The organism is Ruegeria sp. BK1 (assembly GCF_056535645.1).
In genome coordinates this window covers 230,042-255,186 of record NZ_JBQFIS010000003.1, presented here as the reverse complement: position 1 = coordinate 255,186, position 25,145 = coordinate 230,042, and the positions used below count along the sequence as shown (strand labels likewise).

Here is a 25,145-nt window from a genome sequence, read left to right as displayed (position 1 = left end):
CTTATACGACTTTTCGCCAGTTTGCGGCATTCCATTCCCTTGCTACGCTTGGTTAAATTGGGCAACCCATTGCAAAGGCCAAGACCCATGCTTGCAAACCCTCAAGGGCAAAATGATTTCGAAAACGTCCTGATCGTCGATGATCACCCACTGTTTTGTGATGCGCTTTCGATGACGCTGCAAAGCGTTGCACATATTGGCGAGATCCACACCGCCGACCGGCTGGAAGACGCTCTGACCATGATTGCCGAAGGTCTGAAACCGGACGCGGTTATGCTTGACCTGAACCTGCCTGACGTGGATGGGTTGGACGGTCTGGTGCGCTTGAAAGCGGCAGCCAAAGCACCTGTGATCGTTGTGTCCTCTATGACGGACAATCGGGTCATCAGCCAAGTTATCCACGGGGGAGCCTCAGGCTACGTCCCAAAGCACAGCCAGCGCGATGTGTTCCGCACGGCCTTTGAAACGGTCCATTCCGGTGGTGTATTCCTGCCCGAAGGATGCGTGCTGATCGACGAAGAACAAGATGACGAACAAAGCGATGCAGTTGGGCGGCTGGCCACCTTGACCAATCAGCAATCCCGTATCCTGCAATTGATCTGCGAGGGCAAATTGAACAAGCAGATTGCGTATGACCTGTCCATCGCAGAGACGACCGTAAAAGCCCATGTGACTGCAATCATGCGGAAACTGGGGGTTCAAAGCCGGACACAGGCCGTTCTGATCGCCAAGAAAGCCTCGTTCGCCAGCGTCTTGCAAGAACAAGGCTAACCGTATTACGTTCGACTCTCGTCGCGCTTTAGGGAGGAGGCCCGATGGACCAAGCAGTCGGGTGGGCACCGGCCCGAACCCGTGCGCCAGGCATCGTCAAAACCGCATTTGTACACCGTGACACGCAAGACGCTGTTGCGCAGCTTACGGCTGCGTTAGGGCCGGACACCCTGTCGCTTGTTGTCCTGTTTGTCAGCGGCAACGCGAATGCGACGCAGATCATTGCGCGGGCAGCGGACAGATTTGCACCGACACCGGTCGTAGGCTGCACAACCGCGGGCGAATTGGCAGGGGACGGCTATACCGAAGATCAGATCGTTGCCATCGGCCTGCCCGCAACGCATTTCGAGACGCGCACTATTCTAGTGCCCGATCTGAATGATTTTTCGGCCCCCGATATCATTCACGAGATGATCCGAAACCGTACAGAAATGGGCGAGGCCCGGCCAGAGTGGCCGCACGAGTTCACTTTCCTTCTGATCGACGGGCTATCAACCAAAGAGGACGCGCTGACTTCGGAACTGGCCCTTGGTTTGGGGCCTGTCCCCCTGTTTGGCGGATCCGCAGGGGATGGAACTCGGTTCGGTCATACGTACGTTCTGCATCAGGGCAGGGCGCATGAAAATGCCGCGATTCTGACCCAGGTACGCACGCGCTGTCCGATCAAAGTGTTCAAGACCGACCATCTTGTACCCACATCCCAACGCATGGTTGTGACTGATGCCGACCCTTCCAAGAGGATTGTACGAGAAATCAACGCCGAACCTGCCGCCCGCGAGTATGCCAGAGTGCTGGGGAAGGACCCTGAACAGCTTGATACCTTTACCTTTGCAGCCCATCCGGTCGTTGTTCAAATCGGCGGCCAACATCACGTGCGCGCCATCCAACGTGTGGACGAAAATGGCGATCTGGTCTTTTTCTCGGCCATCGACGAAGGACTGGTTCTGACCCTTGCAGAACCGATGGACATGATCAGCCATCTTGGACAGGAAATTGGCGCCCTGACCCAATCCGCCCAGCCCGATGCGATTTTGGGCTGCGACTGCATCTTGCGCAGGCTGGAAGCACAGCAGAAACAGATGACCGGCGCGTTGTCGGAAATCCTGTCAGACAACAACGTGGTCGGCTTTTCAACCTATGGCGAACAATTCAACTCGATCCATGTCAACCAGACCCTGACCGGGGTTGCGATCTATCCGCCCGAGGATGACGGCCATGATTGAATCGCTGATCGACCCACTTGACCCTCTGGAACGCCAAAACCAGAAACTGCTGAAGATTGCCGAAGCCCTGATGCGCCGGGTCGAGGAATCGACTGATGCCAGCGGGGCGGCCTATGCGCAATTCCAGCGCGCCGCCGTGCTGGAACAAGAAGTTCGCGCCCGCACGCTGGATCTGGAACGCGCGCTGCAACTGCTCAACGAGTCGAACGCGCAGCTTGCACAGGCCAATCAGGAAACCGAGGCCGCGCGCGCCGACCTCGCCAACGCAATTGAGACGGTTCAAGAAGGGTTTGCACTGTTCAACCTCGAAGAAGAGCTGGTGCTATGCAACAGCCGCTTCGGGATGCACATGCCCGATATTCAGGCGCAATTGGTGCCGGGTCTCAGCTTTACCGAATATGTCGAGCTTGTCAGTCAATCCAGGTTCCTGTCCCTGCCCGAAACGCTTACGCCACAAGATTGGGCCAAACGGCGTATGTCGCGTCATACGGACGATCATGTAGTATTTAACGTCCGGCTTAACGGCAATCGGTGGACGCAGGTTTCGGAACATCGGACCCCCGATGGCGGCACGGTCATCCTGCAAACTGACGTCACCGATATCATGCGCATCGAACGGCAAGAGAGAGACCGTATCCTTGACGACAAGGCCCGCCTGATCCGCGCCACGCTGGAGCATATCGACCAAGGCGTTTGCATCTTCGACAGCAAATTGCGCCTGATCGGATGGAACAATCGCGCCAGTGAACTGCTGGCCATCCCAAATGCGCAGTTTCAGATGGGCGTCCAGTTCAAAACCGTATTCGACCGCCTTAGCGCGACCATCCGGTTTGAAGGCGGCGTCAGCGATGCCGATCTGCTGGATTGGGTCAATCGAACTGCGGAACGGGCACCGCTGAAGTTTCAGATGCGCAGCGGGCGGTTCAAGATCCTTTCCGTGTTCGCGCAAGAGATGCCGGATCGGGGGTTCGTGATTTCCTTTACCGATGTCACGGCCGAGCACCAGTCGGCGCAAGCCCTGCACGAAGCCAAGACCCTGCTAGAGCACCGCGTCGCCGCGCGAACCGGGGAATTGGCCCACGCCTTGAAAGCGGCTGAGCGCGCTAATTCTTCAAAATCACGTTTTGTTGCTGCAGCGAGCCACGATCTGCTGCAACCGCTTTCAGCTGCCAAACTCTATGTCGCCACATTGGGCAGCGGGTTAAACGAAGACGACGCACGCAACGTGGCCGGAAAGGCCGAAAGCGCGCTCAACAGTGTCGAACATATCCTCGAGGCGCTTCTGGATATCTCGAAACTGGATTCCGGTCGTGCCACGGTGCACCAGACCACCTTCTCAATTAGCAATCTGCTGTCTCAGCTCGAAGACTCATTTCGTCCTGTCGCCCAAGCCAAAGGGCTTGAATTGCGGTTCGTACATAGCAACGCTTTGATCCGCAGTGACGCAAGCTACCTGCGGCGCATCCTGCAAAACCTGCTGTCCAACGCGATCCGCTACACAGATGCAGGAAAGGTTCTAGTTGGATTGCGTAAACAGCAGGGCTCGGTTCGGATCGAGGTCTGGGACACAGGCGTCGGAATCGCATCCGACCAGCAAGAGATCGTCTTTCAGGAGTTCCAACGGCTCCATTCCGATGCCAGCGCAGCCGAGGGGATGGGCCTGGGGCTCGCCATAGTCGAGCGCGCCTGCGGACTGTTGAATCACCCCATTCAGTTACGATCCGAGCTGGGGCTGGGAACGATGTTCTCGGTTGAGGTTCCTTTGGCGGATACCGCACCTCTAAAACCGCATGGCCATGTACTGCAACAGGTCGATGACTCGGTGACACTAACCAGCACTGTGGCTTTGTTGATCGAAAACGACGAGAACCTGCGCTCTGCACTGACCATGACGATGGAAACCTGGGGCATCCAAGTTCTGGAGTGCAGCAGCGAGGAACAAGCAGTTGGCCTGCTGCGCGAGATTGAAATTGTGCCCGACATCGTCATTGCCGACTATCAACTGGACCACGGTAAAAAGGGAACGGATGCGGTCGTAGCTTTACGGCACGAATTCGGTAACCTGCCAGCCTGTATCATTTCGGCCAACAGATCTTCTGAACTGACCGGATATTGCAAACGCGCAGGCGTCCCCTTGTTGCATAAACCGATCGACGTCCAACGGTTGAAATCTGTATTAGAGACCTTGTTGAAGAAAATAGAACCAGAGTAGATTACCTGTAAGACATCTTATGTTAAATTTATGATCCCCCATAAAGCCAACAAGCAAGCCGTTGTTCAAATCTCCAACGGGACACTTACAGCGACCCTCGGTTCGATTGGTGCCTCGCTGATTGATTTACGTCTGGACGGCGTCGACCACCCCTTGGTTTTAGGTTGGAAAGCGCCGAGCGAATATCTGCGCAATGACCCATATCTTGGTTGCATTGTTGGGCGCTGCGCAAACCGGATATCCAACGGGCAATACGCTCTGAATGGAAAAACCTATTCAGTGGAACGCAATTTTCTGGGCAAACATTGCCTTCATGGCGGAAGTAAAGGCGCTGCCCGACAGAACTGGCGGCGGACCAACCAGACAGAGAATGCGGTGTCTTTCGAACTGGAAATACCTGAGGGAGACATGGGTTTTGGGGGCGCTTTGTCCGTCAAAGCTCACTATTCCATTACGTCACCCGCGACGTTGAACTTGGACATCCGGGCCATAGCAACGGGCGACACGATCTGCAATTTCACGCCGCATTGGTATTTCAACCTGAATGGCGACGGGGATATCGGGGACCATCTGTTGCGTGTCCGGGCACACGACTATTTGCCGGTCGATGACGAACTGATCCCCTTGGGTTCGGTCGAACCTGTCCGCAACACCCCTTACGACTTTCAAACACTCCGGCCCGTCGGAGACGCTCCCTTGGACCATAATTTTTGCATAGCGCGCGAACGTATTAGACTAAAACATATCGCCCAACTGCACGGGCTTCGGTCTGGTGTCGCTTTGGACCTGCATTCAACCGAACCGGGGCTTCAGATCTATTCCGGTGACTTTCTAGACAGCGCGGATCTGCCAACCGTTTTCGGCGCGCCCTATTCTACACGCAGCGGCCTAGCACTAGAGCCGCAAGGCTGGCCGGACGCGATCAACAACCCTTCCTTCCCCAGCGTCGTCTTCATGGACGGGCAAGAATATCACCACCAATCTCAGTATATGTTTAGCCGCCTGTCCGACCGTCACAGTTGACCCAACGACGATCCTCTATCATCCTGATCCGAAATTGGTTTCCGCTTCGTTGTCTGTTTCGAATTGAATTGGTTAAGGTTCCCTGATGCCCGGTGTTTCACAAAAACAATACGTTCTTGATACGCACCGGTTGCGAGACCCCGAACAAACGCTGGAGATCGTCAAACCCCATCTCAAGGACATGGGCATCACGCGCGTTGCAAACCTGACCGGGCTGGACCGGATCGGATTGCCAACCGTGATGGTGGCGCGCCCGAACTCTCGTTCGGTGGCGGTGTCTTTGGGCAAGGGTCTGTCACTGAGCGCGGCACAAGCCTCGGGCGTGATGGAGGCGATCGAGTCCTGGCACGCCGAACGTGTCCACCTGCCCCAGCGGCTGGCCCGGTATTCCGATCTTGTGGCCGATGACGCAGTTATCGATGTGACCCGCCTGCCCCGTGTGACCGGCGGGCAATTTGATCCTCATGCGGCGATGCTGTGGGTTCAGGGATGTGATCTGAATGCCAACCAAGCCTGCTGGGTGCCGCTTGAGATGGTGGACACAGACTACACCGCCGCCCCAAGCGCCAGCCAGGGGGCCTTCCCCCGAACAACCAACGGGCTGGCCTCCGGCAACAATGTCACCGAGGCCAGTTGCCACGCGATTTGTGAGTTGATCGAGCGGGATGCCACAACCCTGTGGCATCATCATACACCGCAGGTTCGGGTTGATCCGGACACGGTCGATGATCCCAGATGCCGCAGCGCGATGGCCATGATTGACGCCGCCGGTCTGGATTGCGGGATATGGCAGACCACCTCGGATATCGGCATCGCCTGTTTTCGTTGCGTGATTGCCGAGGCCGGGGGTCAGCCCGGCCATATCGGGATCGGGGATGGCTGCCATGTGGACCGCTCCATCGCCTTGTTGCGCGCTTTGACCGAGGCCGCTCAGACCCGTCTGACCTATATCTCGGGCGCGCGTGACGATCTTGATCCTGCCGAATTCACCGATCAAGCGCAATCCGAACGATGCCAGTACGTCCGCGACCTGATTGACGCGGCCCAACCGATCCAGAGTTTCACCGATTGCCCCACCCACGCCAGCGCATCTTTCGAACAGGACCGCGATCTGCTTTTGGAGTGTTTGGACCGGCAAGGCATGTCACAAGTGGTAATCGTTGACCTGTCACAACCGCACATAGACATCGGCGTGGTGCGCGCGGTCATACCCGGTTTGGAGGCACCGCATGACGACCCGGATTTCATCCCAGGCGTACGGGTCGCCCGAGTGCAGGAGCAGCACACATGACTGCCGTGGTCTTTGCAGGTCCGACCCTGTCGGCCAAGGCCGTCGCAGCGCATTTGGACGCCACGGTTCTGCCGCCCGTCCGGCAGGGTGACGTCTATCGTGTCACCCGCGATAAACCCAGTGCGATCGGGATAATTGACGGGTATTTCGAAGGGGTGCCCTCGGTTTGGCACAAAGAAATCCTGTGGGCGATGGAACAGGGTATTCCCGTCTATGGCAGCGCCAGCATGGGCGCGCTACGCGCCGCCGAACTGGCCGATTTCGGAATGATTGGCGTCGGGCGCATCTTTGACGACTACCATTCAGGCGTATTGCAGGATGATGATGAAGTGGCGGTTCTGCATGGACCTGCCGAACTGGGCTATCCGTCTCTCAGCGTGCCAATGGTTTCGATCCGGACCACTGTGGAACGCGCGCGGGCTGACGGTGTTTTGTCAGACGAAGGTGCCCAAACTCTTTTGCGCGTGTCCAAGGAGACCCAGTACAAGAAACGCCAGTGGGAGGGTATCGTAAAGGCGTTAACGGGCGGCTCTGAGATCACCAGCTTCATGGCTTGGTTGCCCAACGGTTATGTAGATGCCAAAGCAGAGGATGCCCTCGCCATGCTCGTCCAAATGGCCCAAGGTATTGGGGATGACACAAGTCATTCACACAGAACAGAACGGACCTTGATGTGGAATTCTCTGCGCCGCCGCGTTGAGGCCGAAACACCCTCCGACCCCGCAGTAATAAACGAATTGCGTCTGCAACCCGCGCTTTTTGCCGAAGTGAGAGATCGCGCCCTGCTCCATGTGTTGGCACGGGATGAGGCGCACAGACGCGGCCAAACGCCAGACCGCGACGCGCTGGTTCAACAAATGACAGCGCACCGGGATCGTGCCAACCTAACCCGCCACGCAGACCTGATGCGCTGGCTGGACGCGAACGACCTGAGCCCAAACACCTATGAAGACATGCTGGCCGACGCGGCCCGTCTGTCAGCCGTATCGCAAGACCGAGGCGCGGATATTGAAGCCCCGCTCTTGAACGAGTTGCGCCGTGCGGGGATCTATTCCCAACTTCGGGACCGGGCTACTGCGAAAGCAGAGTTGCAAGCGACCGCGCCCCTCACGACTGGATCGGACCGTTTGCGCATGGTGCTGTGGTATTTTGAAACACATCTTGACCAAGAGGTGCCCGATGATCTTGAATCCTATGCAAGGTCGCTTGGGTTGTCTGGGCGGGATGCGTTTTATGAGCTTATAGAAATAGAGTATTTGTATTGCCAAAAAGCCGTCACAACGGACGACTCCAATCACGAATAGGGGCGCCGGACGGGCACGGGAGGGCACCGGATGACTTCACCCGAACAGACACCTGATGACGAACCCGGAACCCGGTTCCTATTGTTCCCACAATCGCCTTTCCTGGAACCCGACGCGGAACTGGAGCTGGTCGAAATCTCGGCCCCGCAGGGCAGCATTGGGCCGGGCCCCTCGGGGCCGCGCATGTATACTGTCAACCCGGTTGGCAAAACCACGCCCTATGGGGCGATAGTTCCCGGCCCCGACGGTCCGGGCATGTATCTGCCACCTTGGAACGGCTATATCCAGCCTCCGGCCATGCCGGACGAGTTCGGCAATTTCATTCATATCGACCCCACAGACCCTTCTTTTGAAGCCGCACATCTGTTTGGGTCTGCACATTTCACCATGGATGTGTGGCAAGGCTATTTTGATCACCCAATCTCTTGGCACTTTGCCCGTGATTTCGACCGGCTGGAACTGTCGCTGCTGCCTAGCCTAGACAATGCGCACATCGGGTGGGGGTTTCTGGAAACCGGCGGCACCCATGACCATGGCGACGAATACCGCCCCTACAGTCTGAACTTTGATGTCGTCGCCCATGAGATCGGCCACGCAATCATTTACAGCGTGATCGGGTTGCCCTCGAACGGGGACGCCTCCGGCGAATACTACGGCTTTCACGAGTCTGCCGCGGATATGGTGGCGCTATTGGCCTCGCTCCATTTCGGATCAGTGGTCGAGAGCCTGCTGCAAAACACGCGTGGAAATCTTTATACCTACAACCGCCTGAACCGGTTTGCCGAACTGTCCGAGAACGCTCAGATCCGAATTGCCGCCAACAACAAAACGCTGTCCGAGTTTTCCCATGGTTGGTCCAGTGAACATGCACTGTCTGAACCGCTGACCGGCGCGATGTTCGATATCTTTGTCGATATCTATCACGAACGGCTGCTGCTGCACGGGCTGATCTCGCCCGAGGAAGAAGACCTGTCGGACCAACTGGAAGGCTCTCCAGACTACAGCACTGTCATGCAGGAGATTTTCGACAAACGCTACGCCGAAAATCCCGATGGGTTCCGTATCGCCTTGCTTGAAGCGCGAGACTATCTGGGTACCTATCTGGCCGATACCTGGTCGCGCCTGGATGCGGACATGCTCAGCTATTTCGGCGTGGAAAAAGCACTGCTTGCCGTGGATCAGGAGATCACCGGCGGCGCGTTCCACCAGATCATCGAGGGCAACTTCAGAATGCGCGATATCGGGCTGACAACGGCCGGTCCCCGCCTGCCTGACCCGGAAGAAGACAGCCATTCAAATTCAGTCCGTACGATGGTCCCGGATTGACCAATCGCAAAATTCTTTTTTTTGAAGCCGATTTATGGCATGGAATAGAGGGGTGATTTTTTTGGATTTTCTGGCACGGGGCATCTCGGGCCGTGGTGAAAAGGGTGAACGGTCAAACCCGCGACCCCACAATTGGGAGATGAGTTTATGGGTGAAACATTGCTCAGTTTTTCGGAAGTGCTAATTTACGGAAGAGTCCTGACTGACATTAAGCTGGAAAACAAGAAAAAGGGCGGCAAAGGCAACAACAAGCATCTTTCCGACCAGCTTGAAGATGAAAAAGTTCAGGGCGGAAACGACTTAAAAGCGCAGTTCGCCAAGATTTATGGTTTTGCCTATGAAGGCACTTATTACGACCTGCCAGAACCGGCAATTTTTCTGGTTCATGGCGACGGAGACCCCGTGAATGGTAACCCGAATGAACCTCCAAACAATGCATCACGCGCTCCAAGGGATCCTTCGATCGGCGGCGTCGCGGCGGCTGATTACCAAGTAGCAAACGACATCATGGTTTGGCGCTACGAAAAGGCCGATCAGACCATGCGTATGGATGTCACAACCGGTCAGTTCGAACAGGTTCTACTGGACATTTATTTCGGCTTCGACAGCCCGGCGATCAGTGGAGCAAAGGTGTCGGGTGCCAAGGTTAGCGGTGCGAAAGTCTCGGGCGCCAAGGTTTCCGGTGCCAAAGTCAGTGGCGCGAAAGTCAGCGGTGCGAAAGTGCGGGGCGGCGACTAAGCCCCCTTCCCTTTCCCGGTTCAAACAGGGCGCGCAGGGTCGCGCCCTTTTTTATGCTCAGAACCCGGCCTTTTTCAGACCTTCTACAAAGTGTTGGGTGTCATCCTCCAGCCGGTCGGGCAGAACCTTGGCCCACCGTGACAGAGAGAAGTTGGGATGCGCTTCGCGGTGCTTGTCCGCGATCAGACGCGCCATATCCGTGTTCCCCAATTGCGCATGGCTCGCGGCCAGCATCCGTTGCCCCTCGGTTGGATTGTTCATCTTGTTGACCGTCTCTATCACGTCCTCATAGCGTCTGAGATTGTAATAGGCGCCGCCCAGATGCCACAGGTACTGATCGGGGAAATAAGGGTTCAGCCGCATGGCCTGTTGCAGATGCGTAATCGCCGTTTCGTTATCACCCGAATGGGCCAGAGCGTCCGCGTAATCCGAATGCATATCGGCGTCATTGGGGTTCAGGGCCAATGCACGTTGATAGGACTGAATAGCGGCGTCATGTTCCTTGCGATACAGATGCACATACCCCAATTCACCAAAGCCGCGCGCATCCGTCGGGTCCAGCTCAATCGCCTGTTGGGCAAAGGTCAGCGCCTGTTCAAACGCCTTGGACGGGTCATCACTCCAGGAATAGCGCCAGTCGATGTTCAGCGTCCGTGACAACGCCGCCGCTGCGCGTGCATAGCCGCCGTCGCGTTCCAGCGCGGATTGGTAAAAGTTCTGCGCTTTACGATTGTCGTTGCGCGTGTATTTGAAGATATGGTGTTGGCCCTGAAGAACCGACCCATAAGCCTCAAGATCAGAGGGGATCGCCTGGATCATCCGCTGCTTTTCATGCGACTCGATCATGACGGCGGTCGCAGCGACGATACATTCGGTGACTTCGTCCAGAATGTCGAAAATATCGTCGATATTGCGGTCGAACCGTTCCGCCCAGATCGTGCGTTCACTACTGGCATCCACCAACTCGGCCGAGATCCGGATCCGACTGGCTGATCGGCGTACGCTGCCCCGCGCGATATAGCGCACGTTTAACCGCTGTGCGGCGTCTTTCGGCGGCATGGATTGCGCTTTGAAGAAAAAGGACGAGTTGCGCGCGATGATGAACAGGTTCCTGAACTTGGACAGGTTCATGATGATGTCGTCTGTCAGACCTTCGGCCACCCAATTATCGGACTCGTCCCCGTGGCTGGCAAAAGGCAGCACGGCAACCGATGGTGTATCAGGACGTTCGAGAATATCCCCCAACACTTCGGGTCGCATCGTTCCCGCCATGGTTGCGCCTGCAACCTCGCTGCGGACGCAATAGGTCGACACCGGGTTCATGATATTCTTGAGCTGCTTGGGCCCCAAAAACTCATAGCCATAGCGCAGGCGGTTGCAGACCTGATCATAGACAGCCGAACTAACATAGACACGCTCGGGCTCGGCGATCTCTTGCAGCCGTGCGGCGATATTGACGTTATCGCCATGAATGCCGCGATCGTCGATCAGGATTTCCCCAAGATGAACGCCCGCACGGAATTTGATTCGCTGGTCTTCGGGACCGGCACTGTTATGCGCGCTGGCGATACGATGCAATTCGACACCGAACTCGACCGCGCTTGTTGCTGTTTCAAATAATGCCAGAATGCCGTCGCCGCGCACCTCAACCACCCTGCCCTGATGTTTTGCGCAGGAAGATTCGAGATCAGAAATCAATGATTTCAGCGCGTTATAAGTATCTAACTCATTTTGACTCATCAATCGCGAATACCCGACGACATCGGCGAACAGAACAGCGCCAAGCTTTTGAGTCATCGTAAAATTCGGATTGGTCGTATTCACTGTTTATTCTCGTTTATTTGGCACCGAACAGGTCCGTGGATCAGCATAAAGCAAATTTCGAAATTTAACGACTACTTGCGGTATTAACGACTTTCACTCAACCACTCTTGCACTTCGGCGGCCATGTCCAGGCCGCAGACGCATTCGGTCCCAACGAGACCTGTGTATCGTCAGACAGTTCCGCCGCCAAAGCGTCGCGCCGTTTCGCCCAATCGCCTTTGAGAACACCCACAACAACCATGTCATGAAACTGCCCGTCTGCAAACCAGGCCTCACGCATGGTGCCTTCGACCTGACATCCTATCCTTGCGACCAGATCGCGGCTGCTGGTGTTGTCCGCCCGATAATAAGAGGTCAAACGGTTCAACCCCAGTTGCCGAAAAGCAAAATCTACCACCAAAGCCGTCGCTCGGATACCAACGCCGGTGCGTCGCGCGGATTTGTCGACAAACATTGCGACCACCGCATCCCGGTTTACCAGCGACACGCTTTCGATCCCGGCCAGGCCAACCGCTTCACCAGAGCTGTTTTCCACCACGAACCAACATTTGCAACCCGCTCCTTCGGCGGTGAACACGGCCTTCCAACTTTCTTCTGTCTGAAACTGGTTCAACGGAACCCGCGATGTCCGATCAAAAAGCGCAACGTCTTCAGGGTCTTGGAACCAATGGGAGATGACCTCAAGATCTGCTTTCTCCATCGGGCGCAATCTAAACTTATTACTCAAGTTGTCTGACACTTAAATCAACCTTTAAACAAAATCTTAACGATCCGCCGATAGACACTAGCACACTAGATGTGGAAATACGAATTCAGAAACCTCAATTCGGCGCATAGTTGCCCTCGCCTTAAAGTTTCATCTTAATACTTCCTGATCGAGTAGCGCAAACAAAACCGGCCCGCCGCAGAACGACGGGCCGGTAAACCGTGAGTGGGCTTGATCTTAGTCGTACAGAACCGCCGCGATTTTTGGATCGTCCATGTTCGAGGCGTCATAGTAGTAGAAACCGGTGTCGATCAGTGCCGGAACCTCTTCACCTTTCAGTGCGGAAACAGCGGCCTTGACGGTCTCGTAACCGATCCCAACTGGGTTCTGAGTGATCGCACCAGCCATCAGTCCGCTTTTGATTGCGTCCTTCTGCGCTTTGCCGCTGTCATAGCCGATGATCACCAGACCTTCGGTGCCCAGTTCCTGAACACCGTTCACAACACCGATGGCCGAGCCTTCGTTGGTGCCGAAGATGCCGTCCAGATCAGGGTTAGCCGTCAGGATCGCCTTGGTAACTTCGGTCGATTTCAAGTGGTCGCCCTGGCCGTACTGAACCGTGACAACTTCGATGTCAGGATATTTTTCTTCGATACGGTTCACAAAGCCATCGCGGCGGTCGATGCCGGTGCGGCTGGTCTGGTCGTGGGCCACAACAGCAACCTTACCTTTACCGCCCAGCTTCTCGGCCATCTTGTCGGCAGCCAGACCCGCAGCGGCCAGGTTGTCGGTGGTTGCGGTCGAAACAGGGATGTCGCTGTCGACACCACTGTCGAACGCGATGATCGGGATACCCTTATCATTCGCCTGACGCAGCAGCGGGATAGCCGCCTGGCTGTCCAGCGCAGCAAAGCCGATGGCTTTGGGGTTGTTGGCAAGTGCAGCGGCCAGCATGTCGATTTGGCGGTCGACCATTGTTTCGTTGTCGGGGCCTTCAAAGGTGATGGTTACGTTGTACTCGTCAGCTGCCTGCTCGGCGCCGGATTTCACCGCCTGCCAGAACTGGTGTTGGAAGCCCTTCGATACCAGCGGAATATAGATTTCTTCCGCTGCGGCCATCGAGGCCGGACCTGCAATCGTGGCTGCGCTCAGCGCACCCAGAATGAAACGACGTGAAAACATGTTTTTCTCCTCCACAGTTGGTCGTTTTATAGTTGGTTTCTTCAGCCGGACTTCTTGCGCCGTGCCATGTCGGCATAGACCGCCAGAATGATGATTGCGCCGGTGACAACGGTTTGCCATTCCTGCGCCACGGACAGCACGCGCAGCCCGTTGGTCAGGACCGCCATGATCAGCGCGCCGATCAGCGTGCCCAGAATGGTACCGCGTCCGCCCGAAAGCGACGTGCCACCGATTACCACGGCTGCGATCGCCTCAAGCTCGTATCCCAGACCCAGCGCAGGTTGCGCCGAGTTCAGGCGCGAAGCGATCAGGATGCCGCCGATGCCGCAGATTGCACCCGCCAGAGCGTAGATGCGCATCTTCCAAGCGTCGGTGTTCACACCCGACAGGCGCACGGCCTCTTCGTTCGAACCCAAGGCGAAAGTGTAGCGGCCCAGAACCGTACGGCTCAGGATGTACGACGCTGCAATCGCCACCAGGAACAGGATCAGCACGCCGTTCGGGATGGGCAGCGCCGGGAAAATCTCTCCGATCAGCGACCCGCGCGAGATCTGGTCAAACCCCGGCGTGTCGTTGAAATAGATCGGCCGCGTGCCCGAGATGACCAGCGACAGGCCTTTCAGGATCAGCATCATTCCAAGCGTGGCGATGAAAGGCGGGATCTTCATCTTGGCAACGAAAGTGCCCGAGCAAAGCCCACAGAACGCGCCTGCCGCGATGGCCGCCGCCACGCCCAGCAGCAGGGGCATCCCCAGATAAGTTAGCACCACGCCCGCGATCACGGCGCAGAAGGTCATCAAAGTGCCCACCGAAAGGTCGATCCCACCTGTGATGATCACCAGCGTTGCCGCCACAGCCAGCACCCCGTTCACCGAGGTCGCCTGCAAAATGGCGATCATGTTCGAGGTCTGCATAAAGTTCGGCGACGCAATCGAGAAGCCGATCAGCAGCGCGATCAAACTGGCAAAAGCCAGCAGCTTTTGATACGCGCCGCTGTCGGACAGTCCCGCGAGTGGTTTTTTCTTTTCAACGTCTGTTGCCGTGGTCATTGTGGTGTCCCCGTTACCTGCATCGCCGCCGCGCGTTGGGTGGCCAGATGCATGATGTCTTCCTGAGTAGTGTCTTTTCCGCCGGGCAGAATGCCGGTCAGCCGGCCCTCGCACATCACCGCGATACGATGGCTCAGGCGCATGATTTCGGGCAGTTCCGACGAGATCACGATGATGGTCTTACCCTGCTCGGCGAGTTCTTCGAGCAATTTGTAAATCTCGGACTTGGCACCAACGTCGATGCCCCGCGTGGGTTCGTCAAAGATCAGGATATCGCAATCACGCAGCAGCCATTTTGCAATGACGACCTTTTGCTGATTGCCCCCTGACAGCAGTCGGACCTCTTGCACGTCCGAGGGCGTTCGAATGCCCAACTGCGCGATATATCCCTTGGCCGTAGTACTGATTTCATTGTCATTCAACACCCCTCCGGTTCCGGTGAACAGATCCATCGAAGCCAGCGCAATGTTGTCGCGCACGTTCATGCCGGTGGCCAATCCGAAATGCTTGCGGTCTTCGGACAAATAACCGATGCCCGCCCGCACCGCATCCTTGGGCGACTTGATCGAGACCTCGTGCCCGTGCACGCGGATCGTTCCGCTGTCCTTCACATCGGCGCCGAAAATCGCGCGCGCAACCTCGGTTCTTCCGGCCCCCATCAGGCCCGCGAACCCCAGAATCTCGCCCTTCTGGACCGAGAAGCTGACATCCTTGATCTCTTTGCCGCGATTCAGACCAGAAACCTCAAGCGAAACTTCGGCATCGCCAAGATCCGGCACGTCCAGAGGTTTCTCGTTCACCTCACGCCCAACCATCATGGCGATGATTTGGCTGATTGGTGTCTCGGCAGCGCCCACGGTGCCCACATATTCGCCATCGCGCATCACGGTGACGCGGTCGGCGATTTGCTTCAGCTCGTCCATTTTGTGGCTGATATAGACGATGCCCACGCCCTCGGCCTTGAGACGGCGTATGATCACGAACAGTTCGGCGATCTCGGCATCGTTCAGAGCCGCTGTGGGTTCATCCATGATCAGAACCTTGGACCGGTACGACAGTGCTTTGGCAATCTCGACCATCTGCTGTTTCGCGATGGTCAGGCTGCCCACCAATGTCTTGGGGTCCAGCGACAGGTTCATCGAGGCGAAAATCTCGGCCGTTTGTGCGTTCAGCGCGGCCTCATCCAGACGACCGAAGCTTTTGCGCGGTTCGCGACCGATAAAGATGTTCTGCGCAACGGTCAGGTCGTTCATCAGGCTCAGCTCCTGATGGATGATGCCAATGCCCAGATCCTGCGCCTCGCCGGGCGTGGTCGGGCTGACCGACTTTCCTTCGATCACCAGATCACCACCGTCGCGCTGATAAATCCCCGACAGGATCTTCATCAGCGTGCTTTTCCCGGCGCCGTTCTCGCCCATAAGTGCGTGAACCTCGCCCGAAAACAGATCGAACTGCACTGTTTTCAGCGCGTGCACGCCGGGGAAATACTTTTCGATCCCCGTCATGTCGACCAGTTTTGTCATGTTCCCTCCCATTATACCCTCATCCCCTAGGGTGTGTGATTACATTACGGCGCCGATCTGCCAGGGGACGAATTCGACCCTCCCAAATCCCAGCTCCTCGCTTTTGGTTTTCTCGCCCGAGGCAACGCGGATTAGAATTTCGAACAATTCCTCTCCTTTCGCTTCGATGCTGACCCCATCGGTGACGATGTCACCGCAATTCAGGTCCATATCGTCGGCCATCCGCGCGTACATTTCAGAGTTCGTTGCCAGCTTGACGCAAGGGGTCGGCTGATAGCCCGAGACCGAGCCCCGCCCGGTAGTGAAAACGATCAGGTTCGCCCCTGAGGCTACCTGCCCCGTGACCGAGCATGGATCGAAACCGGGGCTGTCCATGAAAACAAAGCCCTTTTTGTCGACAATCTCGCCGAACTTGTAGACATCCCGCATCGGCGCTGTCCCGCCCTTGGCAACAGCGCCGAGCGATTTTTCCAGAATGGTCGTCAACCCGCCACGCTTGTTACCCGGGCTTGGGTTGTTGTCCATCTCGCCGCCATTGCGTTCGGTATAGTCCTCCCACCAATGAATGCGCTCAATCAACTTGGCGCCCACTTCAGGCGTTTCAGCGCGGCGGGTCAGTAGGTGCTCGGCCCCGTATACTTCCGAGGTTTCCGACAGGATTGTCGTACCACCGTGGCGCACCAGAAGGTCGGATGCATATCCCAGTGCAGGGTTTGCAGTGATGCCCGAATACCCGTCCGAGCCGCCGCATTGCATTCCAACCGTAATCTCGCTGATCGGCGCGGGTTCGCGCGTCACTTGGTTGGCAAGTTCGGCGATTCCCTTGATCTCGGCCAAACCTCGTTCAATCGTACGCCGCGTGCCGCCCTCGTTCTGAATGGTCATGTAGCGCAGCGCACCATCGGGGCGGATCGGACGACCCCCCACCAGGTCGGATACCTGCATCACCTCACAACCCAGTCCGATCAACAGAATACCGGCAAAATTGGGATGCTGCGCATAGCCCGCAAGGGTGCGGAACAAAGTGGCATAGCCCTCATCCTTGCCGGACATGCCGCAGCCGGTGCCATGCACAATCGGCACCACGCCGTCCACGTTCGGATAAGCTTCCAACAGCCCTGATTTCTCGGCTGCTTCCGCAATGAATCGCGCGACTGAACCCGAACAGTTCACTGTGGTCAGAATGCCGATATAATTCCGCGTCCCCACCTTGCCGTCTGCACGGTGATAGCCCTGAAAAGTTCGTTCTTCTGCGATCTTCGGCAACGGGTCATTGGCCGACGCATATGCATAGTCCTGCTGATGCGCCCCCATGCCCAGATTGTGTACATGAATATGCTCACCTGGCGCGATGTCGGATTTTGCCTGCCCGATGATCTGACCGTAGCGGATGACATTTTCACCAGCCCGAATCGGCTCCACTGCGATTTTGTGGCCCCGCCCAATCTGTGACGTCAGCGGAGCCGAAACATCCGCCAGCTGCTCCCCCGCCTGCAAGTCGCGCAGAGCGATCACAATATTGTCATCCGGGTTCAACTTCACGACGTCTCGCGCCGCCTTCTCCAGAACATCTATGCCGCCGTTTGCTTGCATCACTTCCCCGCTTGCTTGGTCATGTTGCTAAGTGGAAAATCTGTACTTGTCAACTAACATGTTAGAATGCTAAATCACAAACCATGAACAAACCTCAGGACATTGACGCCGCTTTGCTGCCCGTGATCTCGTCGACGGAAGGGTCGCTGACCCAACGGGTTCATCAATCTTTGAAGCAAGCGATTCTGGCGCTGGATTTTCCACCCGGCGCAAACCTGCGAAAAGCTCCGGTGTGCGAGCGTCTGGGTGTGTCACGGGCACCTGTCGCTGACGCAATCGCGCGGCTAGCGTCCGAGGGACTGGTGGATGTGGTCCCGCAATCGGGCACCCGTGTGTCCTATTTCTCGATGGACGAAATCCGCGAAGGTGTTTTTCTGCGCGAAGCGCTGGAGCTGGCCACTGTCGCCAAGGTCGCGCGGGATCTGACCGAGGATCAGCGTAAACGGCTGAGCCGCAACATGCGCTTGCAAGAGCTTTTGATCGAGGACGAGGACATCCCCGGATTCTATCAGGCAGATGAAGAGTTCCACAGCATGCTGATGGATTTCACCGGGTTTCATCGCCTTGCGGATGTGGCGCAGACGGTGTCGCTTCAGGTCAGCCGAGCCCGTATGCTTCTGTTGCCGACACCTGGCCGGGTGGTCGAAACTTTGGCCGAACACCGGGCCATCTTCGATGCAATCGCCAATCGGGACGAACGCGCCGCACAAGACGCGATGCATATCCATTTGGGGCAGTTGATGCCACGCCTAGAAGAACTCGAACGGCAAAAGCCCCATTTGTTCAACCTCACACAAAAGTCGAATTGCGAGACCGAATGACCGTTTCCAAGACAGAACTACTGAACAACCGCACAGCACGCCCTGTCCCTTTAACCCGCATGGGCTTTGGCGGTGCGCCGCTGGGGAATCTATACCGCAAGGTTTCGGATGCTGACGCGCAAGCGGCTCTGCAGGCGGCTTATGATTCAGGCATCCGCTTTTTTGATACCGCACCGCAATATGGCCTTGGTCGATCCGAGCAACGTTTTGGCGAAGCAATCGCCCGATTTGGGCGCGAGAACATCCAACTGTCGACCAAGATCGGGCGGCTTCTGCTGGATTGCGAACCCCACGAAGTGACACCCGAAGCCTTTGTCGACGTACCACAGAAACGGATCGTGTTCGACTACACCTATGACGGTGTAATGCGGTCATACGAGGCCAGCCGTGAACGGATTGGTGTGGCTAACGCCGATATCCTTCTGGTCCATGACGTCTGCGTTTTCAGTCAGGGCAGCCAAGAGATGTCCGACGCCAAAGTGCGCGAGCTGTTTGACGGTGGCGGGTACAAGGCGCTGGTTGAATTGCGTGAAGCGGGTGAAATCGCGGCAATCGGCGCAGGCGTGAACGAATGGCAGGTTTGTGAAAAACTGTTAGGACTTGGCGATTTCGACGGGTTCCTGCTGGCCGGTCGCTACACTTTGCTGGAGCAAGAGGCTTTGGACAGTTTCCTGCCGCTTTGCGAAAAACGCGATGTCGGGATCATTCTGGGCGGCCCCTACAATTCGGGCATTCTGGCCACGGGCGCGGTTCCGGGTGCTAAATACAACTACGCCGACGCGTCCGAAGACATTCTGGACCGCGTGCGCAAGATCGAGGCAGTCTGCGCCGCGCATAACACACCGCTGATCGCTGCAGCACTTCAATTCGTCCTGGGCCATCCCTGCGTCAAGACTGTCGTCCCCGGCGCGGTCAGTGCCAAGGAAGTTCAGGCAAATGTTGCGTTGTTGGATCGCGAAATTCCAGCCGGTCTCTGGTCGGATCTGCGCGGTGAAGGCTTGATCCGGCCCGATGCACCCCTGCCAGCGGAGCTTGCCGATGCTACGTAATATTGATCCAATCCTATCCCCGGACTTGCTGCACACTTTGCGGGCAATGGGCCACGGCGACGAGATCGTTATCGCCGACGCAAATTTCCCAGGCACAAGCACCGGACCAGACTGTATCCGCGCCGACGGGTCATCCGCCAGCGATGTCCTGCGCGCTGTCCTGTCGGTTATGCCGCTGGACAATTTCGTCTCCGATCCCGCTTTGACCATGCAGGTAGTTGGCAATCCGGATGCGGTGCCTGATGCCGTGGCGGATTTTCAGCGCATCATCAACGAAACCGCTGACAACCCGGCTGACGTGAAGGGGCTAGAGCGATTTGCATTCTATGACCGCGCAGCGACGGCCTATGCCGTCGTACAGACGGGTGAGCGCAGGCTCTATGGCAATATCATCCTGAAAAAAGGGGTGATCGGTTGAAAATCGACGCGCATCAGCATTTCTGGTCAGTCGCGCGCAACGACTATGGCTGGCTGACCCCCGATCTGGCAGCGATCTATAGGGATTTTCTGCCGCATGATCTGTCCCCCATGTTGGAGCAGGCAGGCATCGGTGGCACGGTGCTGGTACAAGCAGCTCCGACTGTAGCTGAGACAGAATATATGTTGTCGCTGGCTGATCAGGCTGCCTTTATCAAGGGCGTCGTAGGTTGGGTTGACTTCGAAGCGTCGGCTTCACCAGCACAGATCGCTGCTCTGGCACAACACCCCGCTTTGGTCGGTTTGCGCCCGATGATCCAAGACATTGAAGATCCCGACTGGATGCTGGGCGACGCACTGACACCTGCCTTCGCAGCGCTGCAATCCCATGATCTGACATTCGATGCGCTGACCTTGCCGCAGCATCTTGGACCTTTGCGGCAGTTGCTGGCTCGGCATAAGAACATGCGTGTGGTAATCGACCACGGCTCCAAACCCTTAATCCGCGACGGTGTGATCGAGAGTTGGGCCGAGGATATGGCAGCGCTGTCCCGCGACACCGATGCGTTCTGCAAGCTATCCGGACTGGTGACCGAAGCAGCATCGGATTGGCAGATCGACGATTTGCGCCCTTATGTTCAGCACCTTCTGGATACGTTTGGCCCATCGCGCCTGATTTGGGGCAGCGACTGGCCAGTCTGCACGTTGGCCAGCTCTTATGAACGCTGGCTGGAAACCACCGACGCGCTTCTCAGCGCGCTGACTCAATCCGAACGCGATGCGATCCTCGGTGGGAACGCCGCGCGCGCTTACAATCTCAGGACCTGACATGACAACACTCAATCTGGATTCTGCCGGGCTTTGGCTTGGCCGTGTGGAACGGCCGGGTATCGGCCCGTGCGTGGTAACATTGCGTGAGGGTCAGGTGGTGGATATCACCACCAAGAAAGCTCCTACCGTTCGCGACATTCTGGAACGCGACGACGCCGCGGATTACGTACGATCGGCCCCCGGCGAGGCGATCGGCCCGGTCGAAAGCGAGCATGAATGGCTGGCCCCCTGCGATCTGCAATCGGTCAAGGCCTGCGGTGTCACCTTTGCAGGTTCCATGGTCGAACGCGTGATCGAAGAACAGGCCGCTGGCGATCCGGCCAAGGCCGAAGCCATCCGCGCCCGCATCGGCGCGCGTATCGGCGACAGCCTTTCCAACATTACCCCCGGCTCCGACGAAGCCGCACAAGTCAAGCAGGCGCTAATCGACGAAGGCCTCTGGAGCCCGTATCTTGAGGTCGGTATTGGACCGGATGCTGAGGTGTTCTCGAAAGCGCAGGTGTTGTCATCCGTGGGCTTCGGTGCCGAGATAGGCCTGCACCCGATCTCAACCTGGAACAACCCTGAACCCGAGGTGGTCCTGGCGGTGAATTCGCAAGGTCAGATCAAGGGCGCGACACTGGGCAATGACGTCAACTTGCGCGATGTCGAAGGCCGCTCGGCCCTGCTGCTCAGCAAGGCCAAGGACAACAACGCATCCTGTTCGATCGGACCAATGATCCGCCTGTTTGATGACAGCTATACACTGGACGATGTGCGGCAGGCCGAACTGACCCTGACCGTAAACGGGCCGGATGGGTTTGTCCTGAACGGCGCGTCTTCGATGTCTCAGATCAGCCGCGACCCGGCGGATCTGGTGAAACAGACTATCGGGCGGCACCACCAGTATCCCGACGGGTTTATGCTGTTTCTGGGAACGCTCTTTGCACCCACACAGGACCGGGACACACCCGGCGGTGGTTTCACCCACAAGCTGGGTGATGTCGTCACAATTGCCAATGACCAACTCGGCGCATTAACCAATACGGTGCGCCTGTCGACCGAATGTCCCGAATGGCGGTTCGGGGCGTCTCATCTGATGCGAAACCTGGCCGAACGCGGCCTGTTGTAGGAATTTAGAAACATGTTGATCGGAAAACACCTGATTGCCGGCGAATGGCTTGGATCAGACGCCACCTTTAGCTCGGAGCCTGCTCACGGCCCAAGCCATGATTTCCCGGTTGGAACGCCCGCTCTGGTAGACGCTGCGGTTGAAGCCGCGGAGGAGGCCTTCGCTAGTTTCGGCTGGTCCACCCGCGCCGAACGTGCCGCCCTGCTGCGCAAAATTGCCGATGAGATCGACGCGCGCGGCGACGCCATCACCGAAATCGGCACACAGGAAACCGGCCTGCCCGAAGCCCGTCTGCAGGGCGAGCGTGGCCGCACCGTGGGACAGCTGCGCCTGTTCGCTGATCATATCGAAAAGGGTGACTATCTGGACATGCGCCACGACCAGGCCATGCCGGACCGCGCGCCCCTGCCCCGCCCCGACCTGCGGATGATCCAACGCCCGCTTGGCCCCGTGGCCGTGTTCGGCGCGTCAAACTTCCCACTGGCTTTCTCGGTCGCGGGCGGCGATACAGCCGCGGCCTTGGCCGCAGGGTGCCCGGTTGTGGTTAAAGGCCACTCGGCCCATCCCGGCACTGGTGAGATTGTGGCTCAGGCCATCGACGCCGCGATCAAGGCTACTGGGGTGCACCCCGGTGTCTTTTCGCTGGTGCAGGGGGGCAAGCGTGACGTGGGCACTCGTCTGGTGCAGCATCCGCTGATCCGGGCCGTGGGCTTTACCGGCAGTCTGGGTGGCGGTCGCGCCCTGTTTGATCTATGCGCTCAACGCGATGAACCCATCCCGTTCTTTGGAGAGCTGGGCTCGGTCAATCCGATGTTCATCCTGCCTCAGGCCGCTGCCGCACGCGGGGCTGGGATCGGGACCGGCTGGGCCGGATCGCTGACCATGGGCGCGGGGCAGTTCTGCACCAATCCCGGCATCGCCGTTGTAGTCGACGGGCCCGAGGCCGACGCCTTCCAAGCCGCTGCCGAGGCAGGGCTGAACGCAACCGCCAACCAGACCATGCTGACCGATGGCATCGCCGACGCGTATCGCGATGGCGTGGCACGGGTGGCCGCTGGCACCGGTGTGACGCAGGTCATGGGCACAAGCTGCGCCGCCCGCGACGCGGCCCCATATCTGTTCGCTGTGTCAGGCGACGACTGGCTATCTGATCACAAACTGCAAGAAGAGGTGTTTGGCCCGCTCGGTATAGTGGTTCGCGTTCGCGATACCGCTCAGATGCTGCAGGTCGCCCGCGCAATAGAGGGTCAGTTGACCTGTACCTTGCATCTTGACGACAGCGACACTGCTGACGCAAAGGCCCTGCTGCCGCTGCTGGAACGCAAAGCGGGCCGATTGCTGGCCAACAGCTTCCCCACCGGGGTTGAGGTCTGCGACAGCATGGTCCATGGCGGCCCCTACCCCGCCTCGACCAATTTCGGTGCCACGTCGGTTGGCACCCTGTCGATCCGTCGCTTTCTGCGCCCGGTCTGTTACCAGGACATCCCAACCGGCCTTTTGCCCGAAGACATGTGAGAGTAAAGACTGGGATGCATAACCCCTCGGACCGATTGGCAGGTAAAACGGCCCTGATCACAGCGGCGGGTCAGGGCATCGGCCGCGCTACGGCCGAGCTGTTCGCGGCAGAGGGCGCGCAAGTCATTGCCAGCGACATCAATGATGTGTCGCTGGCTGAACTGGCCGAAGTTGCAGGGATCACGACCCTGAAGCTGGATGTCACGGATGCCGCTGCGGTCAAGGCGGCTGTAGCAGACCTGCCTGCATTGGATGTGTTGTTCAACTGTGCCGGATATGTTGCCGGCGGAACCATCCTTGATTGCAATGAGAGTAACTGGGACTTCAGTTTCGATCTGAATGTCAAAGCCATGTATCGACTTATTCGTGTGACCTTGCCCGGAATGCTAGGCAAGGACGGCGGATCGATCATCAACATGTCTTCGGTTGCATCGTCAATAAAAGGCGTGCCAAACCGATTTGCATATTGCGCCTCGAAGGCTGCGGTGATCGGATTGACTAAGGCCGTTGCCGCGGATTTTGTCCAGCAAGGCATCCGGTGCAACGCAATCTGCCCCGGTACCGTGGACAGCCCCAGCCTGCACGACCGTTTGCGGGCGACCGGTGACTATGAAACGGCAATGTCCGGCTTTATAGCCCGCCAACCGATGGGGCGCATCGGCTCGGCGGACGAAATCGCAGAGCTCGCGCTTTATCTCGCAAGCGACGCCAGCAAATACACCACCGGCCAGCCATTCGCCATCGATGGCGGCTGGACGATCTGAAGATAGTGAGGATTTTACGATGAAGTTGCTACGCCACGGCCCTGCCGGACAGGAAAAGCCCGGTATTCTGGATCAGGACGGTACGATCCGCGACCTATCTGGGGTGGTTGATGATATCGCAGGCGCAACGCTTGACGATGAAAGCCTGGCGCGCCTAAACGCGCTGGATCTTGCCAGCCTGCCCGCCGTCGATGCCAATACCCGCATCGGGGCCTGTGTGGGCCAGGTGGGTAAGTTCATCTGCATCGGCCTGAACTATGCCGACCACGCCGCCGAAAGCGGCATGGAGCTGCCCGCCGAACCAGTCATCTTCTTCAAAGCCACATCCGCAATCATCGGTCCCAATGACACGGTCGAAATCCCCCGCAACTCGGTCAAAAGCGACTGGGAGGTCGAGCTGGGCGTGGTGATCGGGAAAGAGGCGAAATACGTCTCGGAAGAGGACGCGCTGGATCATGTCGCGGGCTATTGCGTAGTCAATGATCTGTCCGAGCGAGACTTTCAGCTGCACCGCTCGGGCCAGTGGGTCAAGGGCAAGTCTGCCGACACGTTTGGCCCAATCGGCCCCTGGCTGGTTACGCGCGATGAGGTGCCGGATCCACAAAACCTGCCGATGTATCTTGAGGTCAACGGGCATCGCTATCAGGACGGCTCGACCAAGACGATGCATTTCGGCGTTGCCACGGTGATCTCGCACCTGTCGCAATTCATGTCGCTGCAGCCGGGGGATGTGATCTCGACCGGGACGCCTCCGGGTGTTGGGATGGGACAGAACCCGCAAACCTATCTGAAGCCCGGCGACAAGATGGAGTTGGGGATCGAAGGACTGGGCGTGCAACGGCAGGATGTTGTTCAGGGCTAACCCTGGCACC

Annotated in this window: 22 protein-coding genes; 16 read left to right on the top strand and 6 right to left on the bottom strand. The window is 57.6% G+C overall.

The features are described 5' to 3' along the window. Positions 1-87: 87 nt before the first annotated feature. From ACR3E7_RS22075 to ACR3E7_RS22040, 8 genes are all read left to right on the top strand, one after another. Positions 88-771 carry a response regulator gene (locus ACR3E7_RS22075; RefSeq protein ID WP_170791694.1) on the top strand — a complete coding sequence of 228 codons (684 nt, stop codon included), beginning with the start codon at positions 88-90 and terminating at the stop codon, positions 769-771. Between the two features lie 44 nt (positions 772-815). Then, positions 816-1,994, top strand: a complete 1,179-nt coding sequence (locus ACR3E7_RS22070; protein WP_480506035.1) for an FIST N-terminal domain-containing protein — start codon at positions 816-818, stop codon at positions 1,992-1,994. Continuing rightward, positions 1,987-4,206: a hybrid sensor histidine kinase/response regulator gene (locus ACR3E7_RS22065; RefSeq protein WP_480506033.1), complete on the top strand. Its 2,220-nt coding sequence runs from the start codon at positions 1,987-1,989 to the stop codon at positions 4,204-4,206. Before ACR3E7_RS22070 ends, ACR3E7_RS22065 begins: the two co-directional genes overlap by 8 nt. Before the next feature lie 30 nt (positions 4,207-4,236). After that, positions 4,237-5,229, top strand: coding sequence for an aldose epimerase family protein (locus ACR3E7_RS22060; protein WP_480506031.1), 993 nt, complete (start codon positions 4,237-4,239; stop codon positions 5,227-5,229). 85 nt (positions 5,230-5,314) lie between these two features. Next, positions 5,315-6,520: a YcaO-like family protein gene (locus tag ACR3E7_RS22055; RefSeq protein ID WP_480506029.1), complete on the top strand. Its 1,206-nt coding sequence runs from the start codon at positions 5,315-5,317 to the stop codon at positions 6,518-6,520. Then, positions 6,517-7,824, top strand: a complete 1,308-nt coding sequence (locus ACR3E7_RS22050; RefSeq protein WP_480506027.1) for a TfuA-like protein — start codon at positions 6,517-6,519, stop codon at positions 7,822-7,824. Before ACR3E7_RS22055 ends, ACR3E7_RS22050 begins: the two co-directional genes overlap by 4 nt. A 30-nt stretch (positions 7,825-7,854) precedes the next feature. After that, positions 7,855-9,150 (top strand): gluzincin family metallopeptidase, encoded by a 1,296-nt coding sequence (locus ACR3E7_RS22045; protein WP_480506025.1) that lies wholly within the window; start codon positions 7,855-7,857, stop codon positions 9,148-9,150. A gap of 147 nt (positions 9,151-9,297) precedes the next feature. Beyond that, positions 9,298-9,888, top strand: a complete 591-nt coding sequence (locus ACR3E7_RS22040) for a pentapeptide repeat-containing protein (RefSeq protein ID WP_170775708.1) — start codon at positions 9,298-9,300, stop codon at positions 9,886-9,888. A gap of 57 nt (positions 9,889-9,945) precedes the next feature. Here the strand turns inward: ACR3E7_RS22040 and ACR3E7_RS22035 are convergent, their stop codons facing one another. The 6 genes from ACR3E7_RS22035 to ACR3E7_RS22010 all read right to left on the bottom strand — a co-directional run bounded on the left by ACR3E7_RS22035 (position 9,946) and on the right by ACR3E7_RS22010 (position 17,765). Further along, positions 9,946-11,685: a tetratricopeptide repeat protein gene (locus ACR3E7_RS22035; RefSeq protein WP_170775706.1), complete on the bottom strand. Its 1,740-nt coding sequence runs from the start codon at positions 11,683-11,685 to the stop codon at positions 9,946-9,948. A gap of 124 nt (positions 11,686-11,809) precedes the next feature. After that, positions 11,810-12,451 (bottom strand): GNAT family N-acetyltransferase, encoded by a 642-nt coding sequence (locus ACR3E7_RS22030; RefSeq protein ID WP_331252154.1) that lies wholly within the window; start codon positions 12,449-12,451, stop codon positions 11,810-11,812. Between the two features lie 204 nt (positions 12,452-12,655). Continuing rightward, positions 12,656-13,600 carry an ABC transporter substrate-binding protein gene (locus ACR3E7_RS22025; protein WP_170791686.1) on the bottom strand — a complete coding sequence of 315 codons (945 nt, stop codon included), beginning with the start codon at positions 13,598-13,600 and terminating at the stop codon, positions 12,656-12,658. Positions 13,601-13,641: 41 nt separating this feature from the next. Then, positions 13,642-14,649 carry an ABC transporter permease gene (locus ACR3E7_RS22020; RefSeq protein ID WP_170355083.1) on the bottom strand — a complete coding sequence of 336 codons (1,008 nt, stop codon included), beginning with the start codon at positions 14,647-14,649 and terminating at the stop codon, positions 13,642-13,644. Continuing rightward, positions 14,646-16,172: a sugar ABC transporter ATP-binding protein gene (locus ACR3E7_RS22015; RefSeq protein WP_480506022.1), complete on the bottom strand. Its 1,527-nt coding sequence runs from the start codon at positions 16,170-16,172 to the stop codon at positions 14,646-14,648. The genes ACR3E7_RS22020 and ACR3E7_RS22015 overlap by 4 nt, the downstream gene beginning before the upstream one ends. Before the next feature lie 39 nt (positions 16,173-16,211). After that, complete coding sequence (locus ACR3E7_RS22010) at positions 16,212-17,765, bottom strand: UxaA family hydrolase (RefSeq protein WP_480506020.1); 1,554 nt, start codon at positions 17,763-17,765, stop codon at positions 16,212-16,214. Between the two features lie 83 nt (positions 17,766-17,848). On the opposite strand from ACR3E7_RS22010, the gene ACR3E7_RS22005 reads away from it, so the two are divergent. The 8 genes from ACR3E7_RS22005 to ACR3E7_RS21970 are packed head-to-tail and all read left to right on the top strand — an operon-like array spanning position 17,849 to position 25,135. Beyond that, entirely contained in the window at positions 17,849-18,586 is a 738-nt protein-coding gene (locus ACR3E7_RS22005) for a GntR family transcriptional regulator (RefSeq protein ID WP_170775696.1), read from the top strand. Next, positions 18,583-19,635 (top strand): aldo/keto reductase, encoded by a 1,053-nt coding sequence (locus tag ACR3E7_RS22000; RefSeq protein ID WP_480506018.1) that lies wholly within the window; start codon positions 18,583-18,585, stop codon positions 19,633-19,635. Before ACR3E7_RS22005 ends, ACR3E7_RS22000 begins: the two co-directional genes overlap by 4 nt. Then, positions 19,625-20,053, top strand: coding sequence for an RbsD/FucU family protein (locus ACR3E7_RS21995; RefSeq protein WP_480506016.1), 429 nt, complete (start codon positions 19,625-19,627; stop codon positions 20,051-20,053). Before ACR3E7_RS22000 ends, ACR3E7_RS21995 begins: the two co-directional genes overlap by 11 nt. Next, entirely contained in the window at positions 20,050-20,880 is an 831-nt protein-coding gene (locus ACR3E7_RS21990; protein ID WP_480506014.1) for an amidohydrolase family protein, read from the top strand. Before ACR3E7_RS21995 ends, ACR3E7_RS21990 begins: the two co-directional genes overlap by 4 nt. Position 20,881: 1 nt before the next feature. Beyond that, the gene (locus ACR3E7_RS21985; protein ID WP_480506012.1) at positions 20,882-21,994 is read left to right on the top strand and encodes a fumarylacetoacetate hydrolase family protein; all 1,113 of its coding nucleotides are present in this window, start codon (positions 20,882-20,884) and stop codon (positions 21,992-21,994) included. Between the two features lie 12 nt (positions 21,995-22,006). Then, a complete protein-coding gene (locus ACR3E7_RS21980) occupies positions 22,007-23,509 on the top strand; it encodes an aldehyde dehydrogenase (NADP(+)) (protein ID WP_480506011.1) in 1,503 nt (500 codons plus the stop codon). 14 nt (positions 23,510-23,523) lie between these two features. Then, a complete protein-coding gene (locus ACR3E7_RS21975) occupies positions 23,524-24,273 on the top strand; it encodes an SDR family oxidoreductase (RefSeq protein WP_480506009.1) in 750 nt (249 codons plus the stop codon). 19 nt (positions 24,274-24,292) lie between these two features. Further along, positions 24,293-25,135 (top strand): fumarylacetoacetate hydrolase family protein, encoded by an 843-nt coding sequence (locus ACR3E7_RS21970; RefSeq protein WP_480719548.1) that lies wholly within the window; start codon positions 24,293-24,295, stop codon positions 25,133-25,135. Positions 25,136-25,145: the final 10 nt, after the last annotated feature.

Bases quoted from the DNA above. Each gene is read 5' to 3' on its own strand.
- ACR3E7_RS21995 (WP_480506016.1), top strand. From the start codon at position 19,625: ATGCTACGTAATATTGATCCAATCCTATCCCCGGACTTGCTGCACACT.
- ACR3E7_RS22075 (WP_170791694.1), top strand. From the start codon at position 88: ATGCTTGCAAACCCTCAAGGGCAAAATGATTTCGAAAACGTCCTGATC.
- ACR3E7_RS22050 (WP_480506027.1), top strand. From the start codon at position 6,517: ATGACTGCCGTGGTCTTTGCAGGTCCGACCCTGTCGGCCAAGGCCGTC.
- ACR3E7_RS22005 (WP_170775696.1), top strand. From the start codon at position 17,849: ATGAACAAACCTCAGGACATTGACGCCGCTTTGCTGCCCGTGATCTCG.
- ACR3E7_RS21985 (WP_480506012.1), top strand. From the start codon at position 20,882: ATGACAACACTCAATCTGGATTCTGCCGGGCTTTGGCTTGGCCGTGTG.
- ACR3E7_RS22000 (WP_480506018.1), top strand. From the start codon at position 18,583: ATGACCGTTTCCAAGACAGAACTACTGAACAACCGCACAGCACGCCCT.
- ACR3E7_RS21975 (WP_480506009.1), top strand. From the start codon at position 23,524: ATGCATAACCCCTCGGACCGATTGGCAGGTAAAACGGCCCTGATCACA.
- ACR3E7_RS22060 (WP_480506031.1), top strand. From the start codon at position 4,237: ATGATCCCCCATAAAGCCAACAAGCAAGCCGTTGTTCAAATCTCCAAC.
- ACR3E7_RS22055 (WP_480506029.1), top strand. From the start codon at position 5,315: ATGCCCGGTGTTTCACAAAAACAATACGTTCTTGATACGCACCGGTTG.
- ACR3E7_RS22070 (WP_480506035.1), top strand. From the start codon at position 816: ATGGACCAAGCAGTCGGGTGGGCACCGGCCCGAACCCGTGCGCCAGGC.
- ACR3E7_RS22010 (WP_480506020.1), bottom strand. From the start codon at position 17,765: ATGCAAGCAAACGGCGGCATAGATGTTCTGGAGAAGGCGGCGCGAGAC.
- ACR3E7_RS21980 (WP_480506011.1), top strand. From the start codon at position 22,007: ATGTTGATCGGAAAACACCTGATTGCCGGCGAATGGCTTGGATCAGAC.
- ACR3E7_RS21970 (WP_480719548.1), top strand. From the start codon at position 24,293: ATGAAGTTGCTACGCCACGGCCCTGCCGGACAGGAAAAGCCCGGTATT.
- ACR3E7_RS22035 (WP_170775706.1), bottom strand. From the start codon at position 11,685: ATGACTCAAAAGCTTGGCGCTGTTCTGTTCGCCGATGTCGTCGGGTAT.
- ACR3E7_RS22015 (WP_480506022.1), bottom strand. From the start codon at position 16,172: ATGACAAAACTGGTCGACATGACGGGGATCGAAAAGTATTTCCCCGGC.
- ACR3E7_RS22045 (WP_480506025.1), top strand. From the start codon at position 7,855: ATGACTTCACCCGAACAGACACCTGATGACGAACCCGGAACCCGGTTC.
- ACR3E7_RS22025 (WP_170791686.1), bottom strand. From the start codon at position 13,600: ATGTTTTCACGTCGTTTCATTCTGGGTGCGCTGAGCGCAGCCACGATT.
- ACR3E7_RS22020 (WP_170355083.1), bottom strand. From the start codon at position 14,649: ATGACCACGGCAACAGACGTTGAAAAGAAAAAACCACTCGCGGGACTG.
- ACR3E7_RS22040 (WP_170775708.1), top strand. From the start codon at position 9,298: ATGGGTGAAACATTGCTCAGTTTTTCGGAAGTGCTAATTTACGGAAGA.
- ACR3E7_RS22065 (WP_480506033.1), top strand. From the start codon at position 1,987: ATGATTGAATCGCTGATCGACCCACTTGACCCTCTGGAACGCCAAAAC.